Source organism: Streptomyces sp. CNB091, assembly GCF_000377965.1.
Genome location: NZ_KB898998.1, coordinates 105,226 through 121,334, shown reverse-complemented (window position 1 = coordinate 121,334; position 16,109 = coordinate 105,226). Strand labels below are relative to the sequence as shown.

Here is a 16,109-nt window from a genome sequence, read left to right as displayed (position 1 = left end):
GCGAACGACGTGGCCGCCGCGGTCCGGGGTACTGCCCCGGACCGCGGCGGCGTCATGTGCGCACGGTACGGCTCAGAGGTTGCCGCGCTTCTCCTGCTCGCGCTCGATCGCCTCGAACAGGGCCTTGAAGTTGCCCTTGCCGAAGCCCATGGAGCCGTGGCGCTCGATCATCTCGAAGAAGACGGTCGGCCGGTCCTGGACCGGCTTGGTGAAGATCTGCAGCAGATAGCCGTCCTCGTCGCGGTCGACGAGGATCTTCAGCTCTCGCAGGGTCTCGACCGGCACCCGGGTCTCGCCGGCCCACTCGCCGAGGGTGTCGTAGTACGAGTCCGGGGTGTCCAGGAACTGGACGCCGGCGGCGCGCATCGCGCGGACCGAGGCGACGATGTCGTTCGTGGCGAGCGCGATGTGCTGGACGCCCGCGCCGCCGTAGAACTCCAGGTACTCGTCGATCTGCGACTTCTTCTTCGCGATGGCCGGCTCGTTGATCGGGAACTTGACCTTGAGCGTGCCGTCGGCGACGACCTTCGACATCAGGGCGGAGTACTCGGTGGCGATGTCGTCGCCCACGAACTCCTTCATGTTGGTGAAGCCCATGACCTGGTTGTAGAAGCCGACCCACTCGTTCATGCGGCCGAGCTCGACGTTGCCGACGCAGTGGTCGATCGCCTGGAAGGTGCGCTTGGCGGGCGGCTCGACCATCGGCGAGGCCGCCGCGAAGCCGGGGAGGTAGGGGCCCTCGTAGCCGGAGCGCTCCACCAGGGTGTGGCGGGTCTTGCCGTACGTGGCGATGGCGGCGAGGACGACGGTGCCGTGCTCGTCCTTGACCTCGTGCGGCTCGGTGAGGCCGCGGGCGCCGTGCTCGACGGCGTACGCGTACGCGGCGCGGGCGTCCGGGACCTCGATCGCGAGGTCGATGACACCGTCGCCGTGCTCCGCGACGTGGTCGGCGAGGAAGGTGCCCCACTCGGTGGACGGTTTGATCACCGAGGTGAACACGAAGCGGGCGGCGCCGTTGGTCAGGACGTAACTCGCGGTCTCGCGGGTGCCGTTCTCCGGTCCGGAGTAGGCGACCAGCTTCATGCCGAAGGCGGTCGAGTAGTAGTGCGCGGCCTGCTTGGCGTTGCCCACGGCGAAGACGACCGCGTCCATTCCCTTGACCGGGAAGGGGTCGGCCCGCCGGGCGGTTTCGGGGCTGGTGTGCAGAGTCTCAGTCATGTTCGAAGGCTCTCCCCACATCGCAAGGTGCGCAACAGTTCGCGCATCCACTGGTCAATGTGCCCAGCGCGTCGCGATGATGGCCGGACTATCTGTACAGGGTGACCATCAGAGGCAGGCTCATGGCGATCGATCATCTGGACGGGCGGCTCATCGTGCTCCTGGCGCGCGAACCGCGGATCGGTGTCCTCGAAGCGTCCCGGCGGCTCGGGGTGGCGCGCGGGACCGTGCAGGCGCGGCTGGACCGTCTTCAGTCGAACGGCGTCATCCGGGGATTCGGACCCGACGTGGATCCGGCGGCGCTCGGCTACCCGGTCACCGCGTTCGCCACGCTGGAGATCAAGCAGGGCCAAGGGGCCGATGTACGCGCCCACTTGGGCGGGGTGCCGGAAGTGCTGGAGCTGCACACGACCACCGGGCACGGCGACATGTTCTGCCGCCTCGTCGCCCGTTCCAACGCGGATCTCCAGCGGGTGATCGACCGGGTTGTCGGATTTGATGGCATTGTCCGGGCCTCCACGGCGATCGTCATGGAGAACCCGGTTCCGCTGCGGATCATCCCGCTGGTGGAACAGGCGGCCGAGGACACCGACTGAGCGAAGGGCTCGGGAGGCCACCCGATCCGAAGGAGCGCCGTGTGAGCTTCTGGGAGTATCTGAACACCCGCCACCAGCAGCTGCTCACGGACGCGTTCCAGCACGTCAGCGCGGTCTTCCAGTGCATGGTGATCGCGACCGTGCTGGGCGTGGTCATCGGCGTGGTGAGCTACCGCAGCGGCTGGGGCGGCTCGCTCGCCATCACCTCCACGGCCACGATCCTCACCATCCCCTCCCTCGCCGCGATCGGTCTGCTGATTCCCCTGGTCGGCCTCGGTGTCGCGCCGACCGTGATCACCCTGACGCTGTACGGGCTGCTGCCGATCGTCCGGAACGCCATCGTCGGGCTGCGGGGCGTCGATCCGTCGCTGGTCGACGCGGCGGCGGGCATCGGGATGTCGCGGCCGGCCCGGCTGTGCCGGGTGGAGCTGCCGCTCGCCTGGCCGCCGATCCTGACCGGGATCCGGGTCTCGACCCAGATGCTGATGGGCATCGCCGCCATCGCCGCGTACGCCTCCGGGCCCGGCCTCGGCAACGAGATCTTCCGGGGCATCGCCTCGCTGGGCAGCGCCAACGCGATCAACCAGGTCCTCGCGGGCACGCTCGGCATCGTCGTCCTGGCCCTGCTCTTCGACGCCGCGTACGTCCTGCTGGGGCGGCTGACCATCCCGAGGGGGATCCGTGCCTGAGACCGAGACCGGCGCCGTCGTCGCGGAGGAGGGGGCCACCGCCACCTCCGGGGCCACCATCCAGCTGGAGAACCTCACCAAGAGCTACCCGGGCACCCCGAATCCGGCCGTCGAGAACGTCTCGATGGAGATCAGGGCGGGTGAGACGGTGGTCTTCGTCGGGCCGTCCGGCTGTGGGAAGTCCACCACCCTGAAGATGATCAACCGGCTGATCGAGCCGACGTCGGGCCGGATCCGGATCGACGACGAGGACGTCACCGACATCGACCCGGTGAAGCTGCGCCGCAAGATCGGCTACGCCATCCAGTCCTCCGGCCTCTTCCCGCACATGACGGTGGCGGACAACATCGCCCTGGTCCCGAAGATGGTCGGCTGGTCCAAGTCCCGGGTGAAGGACCGGGTGGAGGAGATGCTCGACCTGGTGGGCCTGGACCCGCGCGAGTTCCACGGCCGCTATCCGCGCCAGCTCTCCGGCGGGCAGCAGCAGCGGGTGGGGGTGGCGCGGGCGCTGGCCGCCGACCCTCCCGTGCTGCTGATGGACGAGCCGTTCGGGGCCGTCGACCCCATCACCCGCGACCACCTCCAGGACGAGCTGATCCGGCTCCAGCACGAGCTGCACAAGACGATCGTGTTCGTCACCCACGACTTCGACGAGGCGATCAAGCTCGGCGACCGGATCGCGGTGCTGCGGGAGCGCTCGCACATCGCGCAGTTCGACACCCCCGAGGCGATCCTGACCAACCCGACGGACGACTTCGTCTCCGGCTTCGTCGGCGCGGGCGCGGCCCTGAAGCGGCTGAACCTGACCCGCGTACGGGATGTGGGCATCGCGGACTTCCCGACGGTGACGGTCGAGGACCCGCTCCAGTCGATCTTCAACAAGCTGCGCAGCGGTTCGCACAACGAGCTGCTGATGCTGGACCGCCGCAACCGCCCGTACAAGTGGCTGCGGCGCGGCGACCTGATGCGGGCGCGCGGTTCGCTGGCGCGGGCCGGGCAGCTGGTGCACGACACGGTGACCCGGGACGCCACGCTGCACGACGCGCTGGAGGCGGTCCTCACCGACAGCGGGGGCCGGGTCGCGGTGACCGGGCGGCGCGGCGAGTTCATCGGGGTCGTCGACATGAAGACGCTGATGGACAACGTGCAGGAGCTGCTGGAGGCCGACCGGCTGACGGCGATGGAGCACCAGCACGAGCTGGAGGAGCTGCGGGTCCACCAGACGGAGCAGGAGCTGGAGGGGGGTGGCGGCGGCCGATGAGTCCCAGCCATCGGGCCGGCTCCGGCAAGGGCCCGGCCGCCCCCACCCGTCCGCCGGGCGAGCACGACGTCAAGGGCCACGCGTTCCACGACGAGGAGAGCGACCCCTCCCCCGCCCCGGCCGCTCCGGAGCGCCGGTTCACCTGGCGGAAGCTGGTGGTCCTGCCGGTGGTGCTGGTGGTGATCCTCGTCGTCACCTACGTCTGGATCACCAACACCCGCCTGGACTCGATCGCGGAGAACTCGCTGACCGGGGGCAATGTGCAGCTGCGCTGGTGGCAGCACGTGCGGCTGACGGCGATCTCCACGTTCTGGGTGCTGATCATCGCGATCCCGCTGGGCATCGCCCTGACCCGGCGGCGGCTGCGGAAGGCGGCCCCGGCGTTCACCGCGCTGGCCAACATCGGGCAGGCGACGCCCGCGATCGGTCTGCTGGCGCTGCTGGTGATCTGGCTGGGCATCGGCCCGCGGACCGCGATCATCGGCATCGTGATCTACGCGGTGCTCCCGGTGCTCTCCAACACGGTGGCGGGCCTGCGGGCGATCGAGCCGAACATGATCGAGGCGGCGCGCGGGATGGGGATGTCCGGCCGGGGCGTCCTGATGAAGGTGGAGCTGCCGCTCGCGGTCCCGCTGATCCTGGCCGGGGTGCGTACGGCACTCGTCCTGAACGTCGGCACGGCGACGCTGGCGACGTTCGGCGGGGGCGGCGGGCTGGGCGACCTGATCACGTCGGGGATCCAGACGCAGCGGATGCCGGTGCTGGTCATCGGCTCGGTGCTGACGGTGGTGCTGGCCCTGCTGGTGGACTGGCTGGCCTCGCTGGCCGAGTTGGCGCTGACGCCGCGCGGGCTGGAGGAGCGATGAGGAGGACGGCGTACGTTCCCCGGCGCGGGGCTGTGGCGATCGGTGGCCTGGCCCTGGCGGTGGCGGTGGGCGGCTGCGGGCTCAAGAGCGGTTCGCCGATGGTGGACGACGTGTCGCCGGGGTCGGTCGGGCAGGGCGAGCCGCTCAAGGGCGCGACGCTGACCGTGACGTCGAAGAACTTCAGCGAGAACATCATCCTGGGCCAGATGACCGGCCTGGTGTTCAAGGCGGCCGGGGCGGAGGTCCTGGACCGGACGAACCTGCCGGGTTCGATCAGCGCGCGCGAGGCCATCATCAACGGCGACGCCGACGCCCAGTGGGACTACACCGGCACCGGCTGGATCACCTTCCTCGGCCACGCGGACCCGATCGTCGACCCGAGGAAGCAGTACGAGGCCGTGCGGGACGAGGACCGCGGCAACGGGGTGGTCTGGCTGCCGCCGGCGCCGCTCGACAACACGTACGCGCTGGCCATCAGCAAGAAGAACAACGCCAGGTACCGGCTGAAGACCCTCTCGGACGTGGCGGCCCTGGCGAAGAAGGACCCGGGCGCGGTGACGATCTGCGTGGAGAACGAGTTCGCCTCCCGCGACGACGGGCTGCCCGGCATGGAGAAGAAGTACGGGATGAGCATCCCGGCGGGCAACATCCGCAAGATGGACGCCGGGATCATCTACACCCAGGTCTCCGAGTCCGACTCCTGCCTGCTGGGCGAGGTGTTCACCACCGACGGCCGGATCAAGGCGATGAACCTGGACGTCCTGGAGGACGACAAGGACTTCTTCCCCAACTACAACGCCTCCCCGGTCATCCACGAGGCGACCTTCGAGAAGTACCCGGTGATCGCGGAGCTGCTGGACCCGCTGGCGAAGAAGCTGACGACCGAGGTCGCGCAGACGCTGAACGCCAAGGTGGACGTGGAGGGCGAGGACCCGCACGAGGTGGCGAAGGACTGGCTGGTGGCGGAGGGGTTCATCAAGGAGGGGTGAGTTACAAAGGATCCTTGCAAACAGTTCCTTGCAAAAAAGCCTTGCAAAGTTTTCTTTGCATCTCTACCTTCGAACCATGGCAGAGAACGAGGACGTCCACCCCTACCGCCACGACGGAACCGACCGCAGGATCCACAACGTCGACGCCCGTACGCTGCGCGCCGTCGCGCACCCCCTGCGGATTCGCCTACTGAAGGCGTTGCGCGACTTCGGCCCCGCCACCGCTTCCCAACTCGGCGAAAGGCTCGCCGAGTCCAGCGGTGCGACCAGCTACCACCTGCGCCAGTTGGCGGAGAGCGGGCTGGTCGAGGACGCTCCGGAGCTGGGCAAGGGTCGCGAGCGCTGGTGGCGGTCGGTGCACGACGGCTCGATGTTCGAGACCACGGACTTCCGGACGCATGCCGACCCGGAGGTGCGCGGGGCCATCGACTTCGTCCTGTACGAGACGGCCACGTCCCACGCCCAGGAGCTGAACACCTGGCTGGGCACCGTGGGCGACTGGTCGGAGGAGTGGCAGCGCAGCTGGGACATGAGCGACTTCACACTCCGCCTCACCCCGGCACTCGCCCTGGAGTTGTCCCGGAAGGTCCACGAACTGATGGAGAGCTACCGGGGCGCCGTCCCCGACGACACCGAGGGCTCGGCCGTCGTCCGGACCCACCTGCACGCCTTCCCGCGCCCCTCCGAATGAGCGCCACGCCGCCAACAGCCCACCACCCGAGGGGAACCGTTTTATGCACGCCGACGTCCACCACCTCCTGCACGCCGCCCGAGCCGCTGAACTCCACCACGCGGCAACGGCGTTCCGTCTCCCCCGCACCAGCCTGCGCACCCGGATCGGCTGGACCCTCGTCGAGGTGGGGCTGCGCCTGACGACCCAGAGCCGGGACGCGACCGCGCCCCGCACCGCCGCCTTCCATCCGGCGTAACCATCGACTCGGGGAGAGACCCGGCGTAACCATCGACTCGGGGAGAGACAGCGCCATGGGGCATCGCAGGAACCGCACCCCGCTCGCCGCCACGCTCGCGGCCAACGCCATTTCCACCGCGGGCACTTCACTGACCCTGATCGGCGTCCCCTGGTTCGTCCTGGAGACCACCGGCAGCGCGGGCCGGGCCGGGCTCGTCGCCTTCTGCGCGACCCTGCCGATCGTCGTCGCCGCCCTGATCGGCGGACCGGTCATCGACCGGATCGGCCGCCGCCGGGTCGCCATCGCCTCCGACGCGGTGTGCGCGTCGGCGATCGCGACGATCCCGCTGCTGCACTTCGCCGGCGTCCTCGACTTCTGGATGCTGTGCGCGCTGATGGCGGTCAACGGGTTCGCCCACACCCCGGGCAACACCGCGCGCTACGTACTGATCCCGGACCTGGCCGAGCACGCCGGCACCACGCTCCCCCGGGCCGCCAGCCTCTTCGACGCGGTCTCGCGCGGGGCCCGGATGGTCGGCGCGGCACTGGCCGGAGTCCTCATCGCCTTCGTCGGCGCGGAGACGGTCCTGCTGCTCGACGCGGCGACGTTCGGGCTGTCCGCACTGCTGATCGCCGCGGGGGTACGGGGAATCCGCGCGGCCGAACCGAGGAAGGCCGAAGCCCCGGTATCGCTGCGCACGTACGGCTCCGAACTCCGCGAGGGATACGCCCACTTGCTGGGCAACCGGCTGCTGCTGGCGATCGTGGTCATGGTGATGTTCATGAACGGCACCGACCAGGGCTGGTACGCCGTCCTGCTCCCCGTGCACGCCGAGGCCGAGCTGGGCGGCGCCACCGCCATCGGGCTGCTCACCGCGCTGTTCGGGGCGGGCGGGCTGATCGGGGCGCTGCTGTACGGGGCGGTGGGGCACCGGTTCTCACGGCGGACGGTGTTCACGGTGTGCGTCATCCTGTGCGGCGCGCCGAGGTTCCTGGTCGCCGCGGTGACCGGGACGACGCTGCCGCTCGCGGTGACGATGCTGCTCGGCGGGATCGCGGGCGGCGTGCTGAACCCGATCCTGACGACGGTGGTCTACGAGCGGGTGCCGGACCGGCTGCGCAGCCGGGTGTCGGGGGTGCTGACGGCGGGCAGCGAGTTCGCGATGCCGCTGGGCGGGCTGGCGGCCGGGCTGCTGGTGGAGGGCACGGGCGCGACGGGGGCGCTGCTGCTGATGGGCGGGGTCTACTTCCTGGCCACGCTGAGCCCGCTGGTGTTCCCGTCCTGGCGGACGCTGGACGACGGGCCGGTGACGGAGCCCGTACAGCCGGCGCCACCCGTGCAGCCGGTGCCGCCGCAGGTCAGCAGCTCGGCACCTTCCCACCCGTCGCCAGGGCCCTGAGCGAGCCGACCGCGTCCTTCAGCGTGGAGACGGGCACGATCCGCAGCCCGTCGGGCGCCTCGGCCTCCGCCTGAGCGCACTCGGCCTTCGGCACGAGGAAGACGCTCGCCCCGTCGCGGTGGGCGCCCTGGGCCTTCATCGACACGCCGCCGACCGCGCCGACCTTGCCGTCCGCGTCGATCGTCCCCGTACCGGCGATGGTGCGGCCGCCGGTGAGGTCGCCACCGGAGCCGTTGCCGTCGAGCTTGTCGATGATGCCGAGGGAGAGGAAAAGGCCGGCGCTCGGGCCGCCGACGTCGCCGAGGTCCACCTCGACGCGCATCGAACCGGGCTCGCGGTCCAGGTAGTTCAGGGCGGCGTCGACGGCGACGTTCTGCGACTGCCTCATGTCGTCGAGGTTGTGCTTCTCGATCTCCTTCTCGGAGCCCCCGGTGGGGTAGACGGAGTCACGCGGCATGACCGCCCGGTCGGTCCGGAACCAGCCGTCGACCACCTCGCCGATACGGACGTCCGCCTTCGGCCCGGTGGCGAGGATCGTCGTCATCCTCAGCTGCCCGTCGGTGGGCCGGGTCTCGGCGCCGGTGATGGTGATCACCGGCCGCCCGTCGTCCTTGCCGAGCACGTCCGCGGTCAGTCCGGGCCGGGCCAGGGTGAACGGCAGCGGGGCGAGGGCCGCCGTACCGAAGAGGGCGAGGACGGGCAGCGCGCAGAGGGCGAGGACGCGGGGGCGCGTGAGACGAGTGAGCACGCACCCAATCTAACCGCCGCCCTCCGGCCGGAACGCGCCAGGCGTACGCCGCCCCCGCCATCTCCGCGGGAGCGGACCCGGGCGCTCCCCGGCCGGTACGGCCTACCGCAGCACGTCGGCCACCTCCCCGGCCGGTACGCGCCCACTTTTCGGCAGCCCGTCGGCCACCTCCCGGCCACCTGGGCCTACCGCAGCGCGTCGGCCACCTCCCGGGCGGCGTCGAGCACACGGGGCCCGACCCGTTCCGGTACGGCGTCGGCGAGCATGACGACACCGACGCTGCCCTCCACGCCCGAGACGCCGACCAGAGGCGCGGCCGCCCCGCTGGCCCCGGCCTCGAGCTCGCCGTGGGTGAGGGTGTACCCGGGGTGTCCGGCCTCCGTGGTCTGCCGGGCGGACAGGATGGCGCGGCCCGCCGCGCCCCGGTCCAGCGGATGCCGGAAGCCGGCCCGGTAGGCGACGTGGTAGTCGGTCCAGGTGGGCTCGACGACGGCGACCGCGAGGGCGTCGCTGCCGTCGACGAGCGTGAGATGGGCGGTGGCCCCTATGTCCTCGGCCAGGGAGCGCAGCGCGGGCAGCGCGGCTTCCCGGACGAGCGGATGCACCTGGCGGCCGAGCCGCAGCACACCCAGGCCGACCCGGGCGCGGCCGCCCAGGTCACGGCGGACCAGGGCGTGCTGCTCCAGGGTGGCGAGCAATCGGTAGACGACGGTCCGGTTGACACCGAGCTTGTTGGACAACTCCGTGACGGTCAGGCCGTGATCGGTGTCGGCGAGCAGTTTGAGGACGCGCAGTCCTCGGTCGAGCGTCTGGGAGGTCTCCGCTGTCACGACGCCCTCTCCTCTTCGGGGTGAGCGACGACGGTCCTGCTCCGGCGGGGTTGCGCCGCCGGTCCCAGCGGCGACGCACGGAGAGGCCGCCGGCCTGGCAAGGCACCGGCTGCGCTCCGCGGCGGCGTTGCCACGGGGCGTTCATATGGCGGGGACAGTAGCGATCCAGTCCGCTCAGCGGAAGTCCTCGTCCAGAATCCGGTCTCCGGACGCGGGGCCACGCAACGGCCCGCGCATAAGGGCCGGTCAGCGGGGCGGCGTCCGGAAAGCGAACATCTACGCGCGTTCACGTGTCACGACTGGTGCACGACAGGGCACACTCAGGGGTGAACAGGCGTTAACACTGCGTGAAGTATTGGTACACGATTCCTTGCGCCTCTCCCTTGGTCACCGCATGCCGGAAGCACCGTCTGTTCGGAATGTGTGACGAACAACGGAACGGGCGGCCGCGCGACGCGCCTGATGGGTAGCTTTCCTGACACACAGCCGCCGGCAACGGGCGGCCGGGCTCGCGGGAGGCGTTCAGATCCATGGCGTGGGACGAGTGGGAGCAGCTGAAGGCCGACGCGGCCGACCAACGGTCGCAGCGGATGCGGCTGAACCAGTTACCGCCGGAACCGAGTGGCGGGGGCGGCAGTCGGCAAGGGGACCTCGCGGTCAACCAGACAGACCTGGCCGCGATCGGAGACGCGGCTTTCGAGCTGCATCAGAACTTCGGCCGGGTGAGCGAACACGCCCGCGCCGCTTCTCAGAAGGCGGCCGGAGGGCTGAAGACCCAGGGGTTCGCACTCGGCGGCGCGCTGGACCACGTGGCATCGCGCTGGATCGACCAGTCCAGGTCGTTGTTGGACGCCACCGCGCACATCTCCAACCACCTCGACTTCACCAAGGGCGCCCACGCGGGCGACGAGGTCCACATCGCGGGAACCGTCAGCAGCATCGCCACGCTCGACGCGGGCTTCAACGAGAGGAAGGGCGCCTGATGGACCTCGACGCCCTCCGCTTCGGCAACTTCTCGCAGCTCGGTGAGGCGATCACCGACTGGGAGCAGATGGTCAAGAAGTTGGCGACCCTCAAGAGCGACGCCAAGGACAACCTGGGCGGCAAGGCGGCGAAGGCCCGGTGGGCCGGCGAGAACGCCACCGTCACCCGGTCCTTCGTGGACAAGACCGCGGGCGAGTTCGCCGACGCCCACACCCAGGCCCGCACGGTCGCCCGCATCCTCGGAGACACCCGGGACGAGCTGGTCGCCTTCCGCGACGAGCTCAACGAGGTGATCTCGCAGAGCGGGAAGAAGAACCTGACGGTCAGGGACACGGGCGACGGATCGTTCACCGTCACCATGAACATCCACCCGGACCGCGCCGCCCAGGGCACCACGCTCCCCGAGCACAGCCAGAACGACGTGGACGGCCTGCGGGACCGGGTCCAGGCAATCCTGCAGAAGGCCACGCGCAGCGACACCACCGCGTCCGAGGCGCTGCGGCTCATCGTGAACCAGGCCGAGCACGGGTTCTCCGGCGCCGACTACCCGGACCGGGACTCCGCGGCGAAGGCCGTCGCCGAGGCAGCGGCACTCGCCAAGATCCTCAAGAAGGACACGACCGACCTCACGACGACGGAACTGAACACGGTCAACGCCACACTCGCCAAGTACGGCAAGGACCCGTTGTTCGCGGAGAAGCTCGCCACTTCCACGACGCCCGACGGGCTGCTGAAGTTCTACGCCGGAGTCGCCGACCCGTACCAGGGCTATGGGGCCGACCCCAAGCGGCTGGAACAGGCCAAACTCCTCCAGAAGAATCTGGGTGTCGCGCTGGGCACCGCCACACTCTCGGACAGCGCGGCCATGCGGTCCTGGGAGCAGAAGATGGTCAAGCTGGGCCCGGAGGAACTCGGCACCGACCACGCGAACAATCCCCGTGGATTCGCCGTCATGAGCAATCTCATGCGGTTCGGCGACTACGACGACCAGTTCCTCAACGACTACGGCGAGAAGCTCGTGGCGTTCGACAAGGAACGCAACGTCGAGCACATGAGTCCATGGATCAACAACTGGAACAACGGCGACCTGAACTTCTACAGCAAGGACGACCGGGGCCGCGACCCGATGACCGGCTTCCTGGAGGCCCTCGGCCACAACCCCGGTGCCGCGACGCAGTTCTTCGCCCAGCCGGAAGGCGCCGGAGCGGGGGTCGACAAGGAATCGGAGGTGAACGAGAACCTCAAGTACCTGACGAAGGAACGCATCTGGCTGTCCGACGCCTCCATCATGGGCGGCGACAACAAGGTCATCGCGGGTCACGACTCCCTCGGCCACGCGCTGGAGGCCGCCACCACGGGATACGTCTACGACGGCGATCCGATGACCGCCAAGGATCCGTTGATCCCCGGCAACCGCGATCTGCGCACCGCGGAGACGGCAGGGGTCATGGAACAGGTCGCGTTCCTGTACGGGAGCGAGGACGGGCCGAAGATGCTCCATGAGCAGTCGCAACTGGCCGACAGCCTCGGCAAGATGGGGGCGGCGTACATCGACGACATCAACTACAGCCTGACGGGTATCGGCGACAGCGCGAAGGACCCGGACACCTTCCCCGCGAAGTACGCGGGACGGGCCGACTTCGGCAATCAGGGCGCCATCAACTTCCTGAGCGTTCTCGGCCAGAACGAAACCTCACACGGTGTCGTCACAACGGCGCAGCACCTCTACACACTGAGCGCGTTGGACGCCAACCCCGCCACGAGTTCACAGAACATCGACAACGCGCACGACGCCCTGACCACGGGAGCCGAGGCGCGCGGCATCCTCGACCACTCCCGCGTACAGCAGGCGGAGGAGACGTTCAAGGGGGACGCCGAGGAGCAGAACAAGTCGCTGGGCCGCTCCGGCGACTGGGTCAAGCTGGGTGCCGGAGTCGTGGTGGGAGGCGGTATCGCCGCCATCCCCGTGCCCGGTTCGACGGCGGCGGCGCTCGTGGTCGCACCGCTGGCCGCGGACACGATCGGCAACGTGGTGAACACCTTCATCGGGCACGAGATCGACAAGGGGATCGACGGGGCCGAGAAGGATCCGAGAGAACAGGCACAGCTCACCAGTCAGGAGTTCTACGGGAAGGGGGCCGCCGAACTGGGGGCAGCCTATGAGAGTTACCTCAAGGAGAATCCCCGGATGGACGAGTCCACCGACCGGACGGACTGGACCCAGGACGTCAAGAACGCCTACGACACAGGCTCGGGCCAGGGTGACACCCGTGGTCGCCCCGCCTACAAGGACTGAGCCATGACGACAAGAACCGCGAAGGGGAACATTTCGGTGGGCAAGGTCTGGCGCTGGGCGGCGTACGGGGCGGTGCTCGTCATAGGGGCCGCCGGATGCGGCGGCGACGAAAGCGGCGCGTCGGAAGAGGCTGTACGTTCCCCGTCGCAGGTATGCGACAGCACGTTGAAGCCTTCGGCCAGGACTGCACTGAAACGAATCGGAGGGACAGAGCGGTACACGGAGCTTTCAGGCGAACGGCGGAATGGCGAACCATACCGATTCTCTCTGCCCTTGGCTGCGAAGCGGCTTCACGCGGAGTACCTTCTGCGCAATCAATGCACGGTGTACAGAGCCGACGGGAAGAACGATTTCCCGCTCCTCGACATCAACATCGAACCCCGTTCGACCGTGCCGGAAGAAGTATCAGCGGCCGGGAACAGAGAGTTTTTCTTTCCCCTTGGAGAGTTCGCTTCGGTGAACTCCACGCCAGGCAGCACCTACGCGACCCTATTCTTCGCCTGCGCGACGAAGGGGCCCGATGGAAACTTCCCCTACGTCAAAGCAACCCTCTACGTCCCGACCAACCAGACCCACCCCAGCAGCACGGTCAAGGACCGGATGACCGTCCTCAACGACGTCGCCCGTGGCCTGGCCGAGGAACTCGGCTGTGCGGACGAGGCCGCACTTCCCGCCCGGGTCCCCGAACCCGCGAACGGCTGAGGGCCCGCCGAGGACAAGAATGGGGAGGGCGGAACGCGTATCCGTACGCGCCCGCCCTCCTCGTTTACGTCCTGCGGGTCACGTCATCCGCGTCGCCCACTCCTGGACCTTCGCGATCCGCTGCTGGATCTGGTGTGCCGTGGCCTCCGCACTCGGCGGGCCGCCGCAGACGCGGCGCAGTTCGTTGTGGATCACACCGTGGGGCTTGCCGCTCTGGTGCGTGTAGGCGGAGACCGTGGTGTTGAGCTGCTTGCGCAGGCTCAGCAGCTGCTTGTGGGTGACCACGGGCCGGGCGTCGGCCGGCTTCTCCAGGAGGTCGGCCTCCTCGGCCGGCTTCTGGCGGCTGTGCGCGATCTGCCGGGTCTGCCGCTTCTGGAGGAGAAGCTGGACCTGGTCGGGTTCGAGGAGCCCGGGGATGCCCAGGTAGTCCTGTTCCTCCTCGGAGCCGGGGTGGGCCTGCATGCCGAACTCGGCGCCGTCGTACAGCACCCGGTCGAAGACGGCGTCGGACTCCAGCGCCTCGAAGGGCAGCTGCTCCTCGGTCTCCTCGTCCTCCAGCCTCTCCGCGTCCGCGAGGAGCTTGTCCTCCTCCGAGAACGGGTTCTCCTCGTCGCTGCCCTTCTTCGGCTTGTCGAGCACGTGGTCGCGCTCGACCTCCATCTCGTTGGCGAAGTCGAGGAGCATCGGGATCGTCGGTACGAAGACGGAGGCCGTCTCGCCGCGCCTGCGGGACCGCACGAAGCGGCCGACGGCCTGGGCGAAGAAGAGCGGCGTGGAGATGGTCGTCGCGTAGACGCCGACAGCGAGGCGGGGCACGTCGACACCCTCGGACACCATGCGCACGGCGACCATCCAGCGCGACTCGTCCGCGCTGAACTTGTCGATCTTCTTCGAGGCGGCCTTCTCGTCGGAGAGGACCACGGTCGGCGTCTCGCCGGTGACCTTCTTGAGGATCTTGGCGTACGCGCGCGCCGACTCCTGGTCGGTCGCGATGACGAGGCCACCCGCGTCGGGAATGCCCTTGCGGACCTCGGTGAGCCGCTTGTCGGCGGCGGTGAGCACGTTGGGGATCCACTCGCCGGTGGGCGCCAGCGCGGTGCGCCAGGCCTGCCCGATGGCGTCCTTGGTCATCGGCTCGCCGAGCCGCGCGGCGATCTCGTCGCCGGCCTTGGTGCGCCAGCGCATGTTGCCGCTGTAGCTGAGGAAGATGACCGGGCGGACGACACCGTCGGCGAGCGCGTTGCCGTAGCCGTAGGTGTAGTCGGCGGAGGAGCGGCGGATGCCGTCGTTGCCCTCCTCGTACGCCACGAACGGGATCGGGTTGGTGTCCGAACGGAACGGCGTACCGGTCAGCGCGAGCCGCCGGGTCGCCGGGTCGAACGCCTCCTGGCAGGCCTCGCCCCAGGACTTCGAGTCACCGGCGTGGTGGATCTCGTCGAGGATCACGAGCGTCTTGCGCTGCTCGCAGCGGTTGCGGTGCAGCATCGGACGGACCCCGACACCGGCGTACGTCACGGCGACCCCGTGGTACTCCTTGCTCAGTGGGCCGGCGCTGTAGTCGGGGTCGAGCTTGATCCCTATCCGGGCGGCCGCCTCCGCCCACTGCTTCTTGAGGTGCTCGGTCGGGGCGACGACGGTGATCTGCTGCACGACATGGTGGTGCAGCAGCCACGACGCGAGGGTCAGCGCGAACGTGGTCTTGCCGGCGCCGGGCGTCGCGACGGCGAGGAAGTCGCGCGGCTGCTCCTGGATGTACCTCTCCATGGCGCCCTGCTGCCAGGCTCGCAGCTTGCCGGCGGTGCCCCAGGGGGCGCGGCCGGGAAAGGCGGGTGAGAGGTGGTGGGAGGCGGTGGTAGTAGTCACGGTCTCCGGTTCGGGGCTCTCGGGTACGTGGGGCGCTGTCCGCACCGGACCCGGCCCTGATCGGCACGGCCCGCGATACGACAACCGGGCCACCCTACCGGGGGCCCGGTTGAAACCCGGTACGAACGAGCCGCGCCGGGGCCCGACGAGACCGTGCTCACATCGCGTCGAGGACCAGATCCCGCAGCCCCTGGGAGATCGCCTTGATCTCGTCCGTCGACCCCGTGGCGACATCGATGACCAGCCGTTCCGCCGCGTCGATGTCCGGACGCAGCTCGACGCCGTTCATGGCCAGAAACGTGACACAGGACAGCCAGGCAGTCCTTTTGTTGCCGTCGAAAAGGGGGTGGTTGACCGCCAGGGACTGGAGGAGTGCCGCCGCCTTGTCGATCAGCTCGGGATAGGCCTCCTCGCCGAACATGGCGGCGGAGGGGCGGTGTGCCGCCGACTCCAGCAGTCCTGCGTCCCGAAGGACGATCTGCATGTCGTCGCAGGCGTGCTCGGCGATCACGAGGATGTCCTCGGAGCTCAGATAGACACAGCTCACTTCAGTCGCTCCATCAGCTCGCTCCACTTGGCCGCCTGCTCCTTGGCCGTCTTGCGGACGATGGCCTGCTGCGCGGTCCTGGCGAGGTAGTCGTCCACGGCCTGGAGCAGTATGGCGTGCATGCTGGTGCCCTCCTGCTCGGCACGCTGCTTGAGGGCTTCGGTCTGGTCGTCACGGAGACGCAGGTTCATAGCCATACCAGAACGGTAC

The 16,109-nt window shown here is 69.2% G+C and carries 17 protein-coding genes; 11 read left to right on the top strand and 6 right to left on the bottom strand.

The window, feature by feature from the left end; translation table 11 throughout:
- Positions 1 to 72: 72 nt before the first annotated feature.
- Positions 73 to 1,218 (bottom strand): 4-hydroxyphenylpyruvate dioxygenase, encoded by a 1,146-nt coding sequence (gene hppD, locus D581_RS0117270; protein ID WP_018958469.1) that lies wholly within the window; start codon positions 1,216 to 1,218, stop codon positions 73 to 75.
- 122 nt (positions 1,219 to 1,340) lie between these two features.
- Here hppD and D581_RS0117265 point away from each other — a divergent pair, with 122 nt between their 5' ends.
- The 8 genes from D581_RS0117265 to D581_RS0117230 all read left to right on the top strand — a co-directional run bounded on the left by D581_RS0117265 (position 1,341) and on the right by D581_RS0117230 (position 7,929).
- Positions 1,341 to 1,814, top strand: a complete 474-nt coding sequence (locus D581_RS0117265) for an Lrp/AsnC family transcriptional regulator (protein ID WP_003968841.1) — start codon at positions 1,341 to 1,343, stop codon at positions 1,812 to 1,814.
- Positions 1,815 to 1,855: 41 nt separating this feature from the next.
- A complete protein-coding gene (locus tag D581_RS0117260; RefSeq protein ID WP_018958468.1) occupies positions 1,856 to 2,503 on the top strand; it encodes an ABC transporter permease in 648 nt (215 codons plus the stop codon).
- A complete protein-coding gene (locus D581_RS0117255; RefSeq protein WP_018958467.1) occupies positions 2,496 to 3,764 on the top strand; it encodes an ABC transporter ATP-binding protein in 1,269 nt (422 codons plus the stop codon). Before D581_RS0117260 ends, D581_RS0117255 begins: the two co-directional genes overlap by 8 nt.
- Positions 3,761 to 4,630 (top strand): ABC transporter permease, encoded by an 870-nt coding sequence (locus tag D581_RS0117250; protein WP_018958466.1) that lies wholly within the window; start codon positions 3,761 to 3,763, stop codon positions 4,628 to 4,630. The genes D581_RS0117255 and D581_RS0117250 overlap by 4 nt, the downstream gene beginning before the upstream one ends.
- Complete coding sequence (locus tag D581_RS0117245; protein WP_032752786.1) at positions 4,627 to 5,619, top strand: glycine betaine ABC transporter substrate-binding protein; 993 nt, start codon at positions 4,627 to 4,629, stop codon at positions 5,617 to 5,619. The genes D581_RS0117250 and D581_RS0117245 overlap by 4 nt, the downstream gene beginning before the upstream one ends.
- Before the next feature lie 76 nt (positions 5,620 to 5,695).
- On the top strand, positions 5,696 to 6,310 hold the full coding sequence (locus D581_RS0117240) for a winged helix-turn-helix domain-containing protein (protein ID WP_018958464.1): 615 nt from the start codon (positions 5,696 to 5,698) through the stop codon (positions 6,308 to 6,310).
- Positions 6,311 to 6,353: 43 nt separating this feature from the next.
- Complete coding sequence (locus D581_RS0117235; protein ID WP_018958463.1) at positions 6,354 to 6,548, top strand: hypothetical protein; 195 nt, start codon at positions 6,354 to 6,356, stop codon at positions 6,546 to 6,548.
- A 55-nt stretch (positions 6,549 to 6,603) separates the two neighbouring features.
- Complete coding sequence (locus D581_RS0117230) at positions 6,604 to 7,929, top strand: MFS transporter (RefSeq protein ID WP_018958462.1); 1,326 nt, start codon at positions 6,604 to 6,606, stop codon at positions 7,927 to 7,929.
- Here D581_RS0117230 and D581_RS1000000140760 read toward each other — a convergent pair.
- Both D581_RS1000000140760 and D581_RS0117220 read right to left on the bottom strand, forming a co-directional pair.
- On the bottom strand, positions 7,889 to 8,677 hold the full coding sequence (locus D581_RS1000000140760; protein WP_018958461.1) for a S16 family serine protease: 789 nt from the start codon (positions 8,675 to 8,677) through the stop codon (positions 7,889 to 7,891). The two genes, D581_RS0117230 and D581_RS1000000140760, sit on opposite strands and share 41 nt — an antisense overlap.
- A 185-nt stretch (positions 8,678 to 8,862) precedes the next feature.
- Complete coding sequence (locus tag D581_RS0117220) at positions 8,863 to 9,507, bottom strand: IclR family transcriptional regulator (RefSeq protein ID WP_018958460.1); 645 nt, start codon at positions 9,505 to 9,507, stop codon at positions 8,863 to 8,865.
- A 530-nt stretch (positions 9,508 to 10,037) separates the two neighbouring features.
- Between D581_RS0117220 and D581_RS0117215 the strand changes: the two genes are divergently transcribed.
- The 3 genes from D581_RS0117215 to D581_RS1000000141305 are packed head-to-tail and all read left to right on the top strand — an operon-like array spanning position 10,038 to position 13,489.
- Positions 10,038 to 10,490, top strand: a complete 453-nt coding sequence (locus tag D581_RS0117215; RefSeq protein WP_018958459.1) for a hypothetical protein — start codon at positions 10,038 to 10,040, stop codon at positions 10,488 to 10,490.
- Positions 10,490 to 12,787 (top strand): DUF6571 family protein, encoded by a 2,298-nt coding sequence (locus tag D581_RS0117210; protein ID WP_018958458.1) that lies wholly within the window; start codon positions 10,490 to 10,492, stop codon positions 12,785 to 12,787. The genes D581_RS0117215 and D581_RS0117210 overlap by 1 nt, the downstream gene beginning before the upstream one ends.
- A 3-nt stretch (positions 12,788 to 12,790) precedes the next feature.
- Positions 12,791 to 13,489 (top strand): hypothetical protein, encoded by a 699-nt coding sequence (locus tag D581_RS1000000141305; RefSeq protein ID WP_158688609.1) that lies wholly within the window; start codon positions 12,791 to 12,793, stop codon positions 13,487 to 13,489.
- A 78-nt stretch (positions 13,490 to 13,567) separates the two neighbouring features.
- Here the strand turns inward: D581_RS1000000141305 and D581_RS0117200 are convergent, their stop codons facing one another.
- The 3 genes from D581_RS0117200 to D581_RS0117190 form a co-directional block, all read right to left on the bottom strand.
- Complete coding sequence (locus D581_RS0117200) at positions 13,568 to 15,352, bottom strand: DEAD/DEAH box helicase (RefSeq protein ID WP_018958456.1); 1,785 nt, start codon at positions 15,350 to 15,352, stop codon at positions 13,568 to 13,570.
- A gap of 157 nt (positions 15,353 to 15,509) precedes the next feature.
- On the bottom strand, positions 15,510 to 15,899 hold the full coding sequence (locus D581_RS0117195) for a type II toxin-antitoxin system death-on-curing family toxin (RefSeq protein WP_018958455.1): 390 nt from the start codon (positions 15,897 to 15,899) through the stop codon (positions 15,510 to 15,512).
- Positions 15,896 to 16,096 (bottom strand): ribbon-helix-helix protein, CopG family, encoded by a 201-nt coding sequence (locus D581_RS0117190; RefSeq protein ID WP_026290595.1) that lies wholly within the window; start codon positions 16,094 to 16,096, stop codon positions 15,896 to 15,898. Before D581_RS0117190 ends, D581_RS0117195 begins: the two co-directional genes overlap by 4 nt.
- Between the last annotated feature and the right edge of the window lie 13 nt (positions 16,097 to 16,109).

Bases quoted from the DNA above. Each gene is read 5' to 3' on its own strand.
- D581_RS0117240 (WP_018958464.1), top strand. From the start codon at position 5,696: ATGGCAGAGAACGAGGACGTCCACCCCTACCGCCACGACGGAACCGAC.
- D581_RS0117190 (WP_026290595.1), bottom strand. From the start codon at position 16,096: ATGGCTATGAACCTGCGTCTCCGTGACGACCAGACCGAAGCCCTCAAG.
- D581_RS0117235 (WP_018958463.1), top strand. From the start codon at position 6,354: ATGCACGCCGACGTCCACCACCTCCTGCACGCCGCCCGAGCCGCTGAA.
- hppD (WP_018958469.1), bottom strand. From the start codon at position 1,218: ATGACTGAGACTCTGCACACCAGCCCCGAAACCGCCCGGCGGGCCGAC.
- D581_RS0117265 (WP_003968841.1), top strand. From the start codon at position 1,341: ATGGCGATCGATCATCTGGACGGGCGGCTCATCGTGCTCCTGGCGCGC.
- D581_RS0117210 (WP_018958458.1), top strand. From the start codon at position 10,490: ATGGACCTCGACGCCCTCCGCTTCGGCAACTTCTCGCAGCTCGGTGAG.
- D581_RS0117230 (WP_018958462.1), top strand. From the start codon at position 6,604: ATGGGGCATCGCAGGAACCGCACCCCGCTCGCCGCCACGCTCGCGGCC.
- D581_RS0117245 (WP_032752786.1), top strand. From the start codon at position 4,627: ATGAGGAGGACGGCGTACGTTCCCCGGCGCGGGGCTGTGGCGATCGGT.
- D581_RS0117250 (WP_018958466.1), top strand. From the start codon at position 3,761: ATGAGTCCCAGCCATCGGGCCGGCTCCGGCAAGGGCCCGGCCGCCCCC.
- D581_RS0117215 (WP_018958459.1), top strand. From the start codon at position 10,038: ATGGCGTGGGACGAGTGGGAGCAGCTGAAGGCCGACGCGGCCGACCAA.
- D581_RS1000000141305 (WP_158688609.1), top strand. From the start codon at position 12,791: ATGACGACAAGAACCGCGAAGGGGAACATTTCGGTGGGCAAGGTCTGG.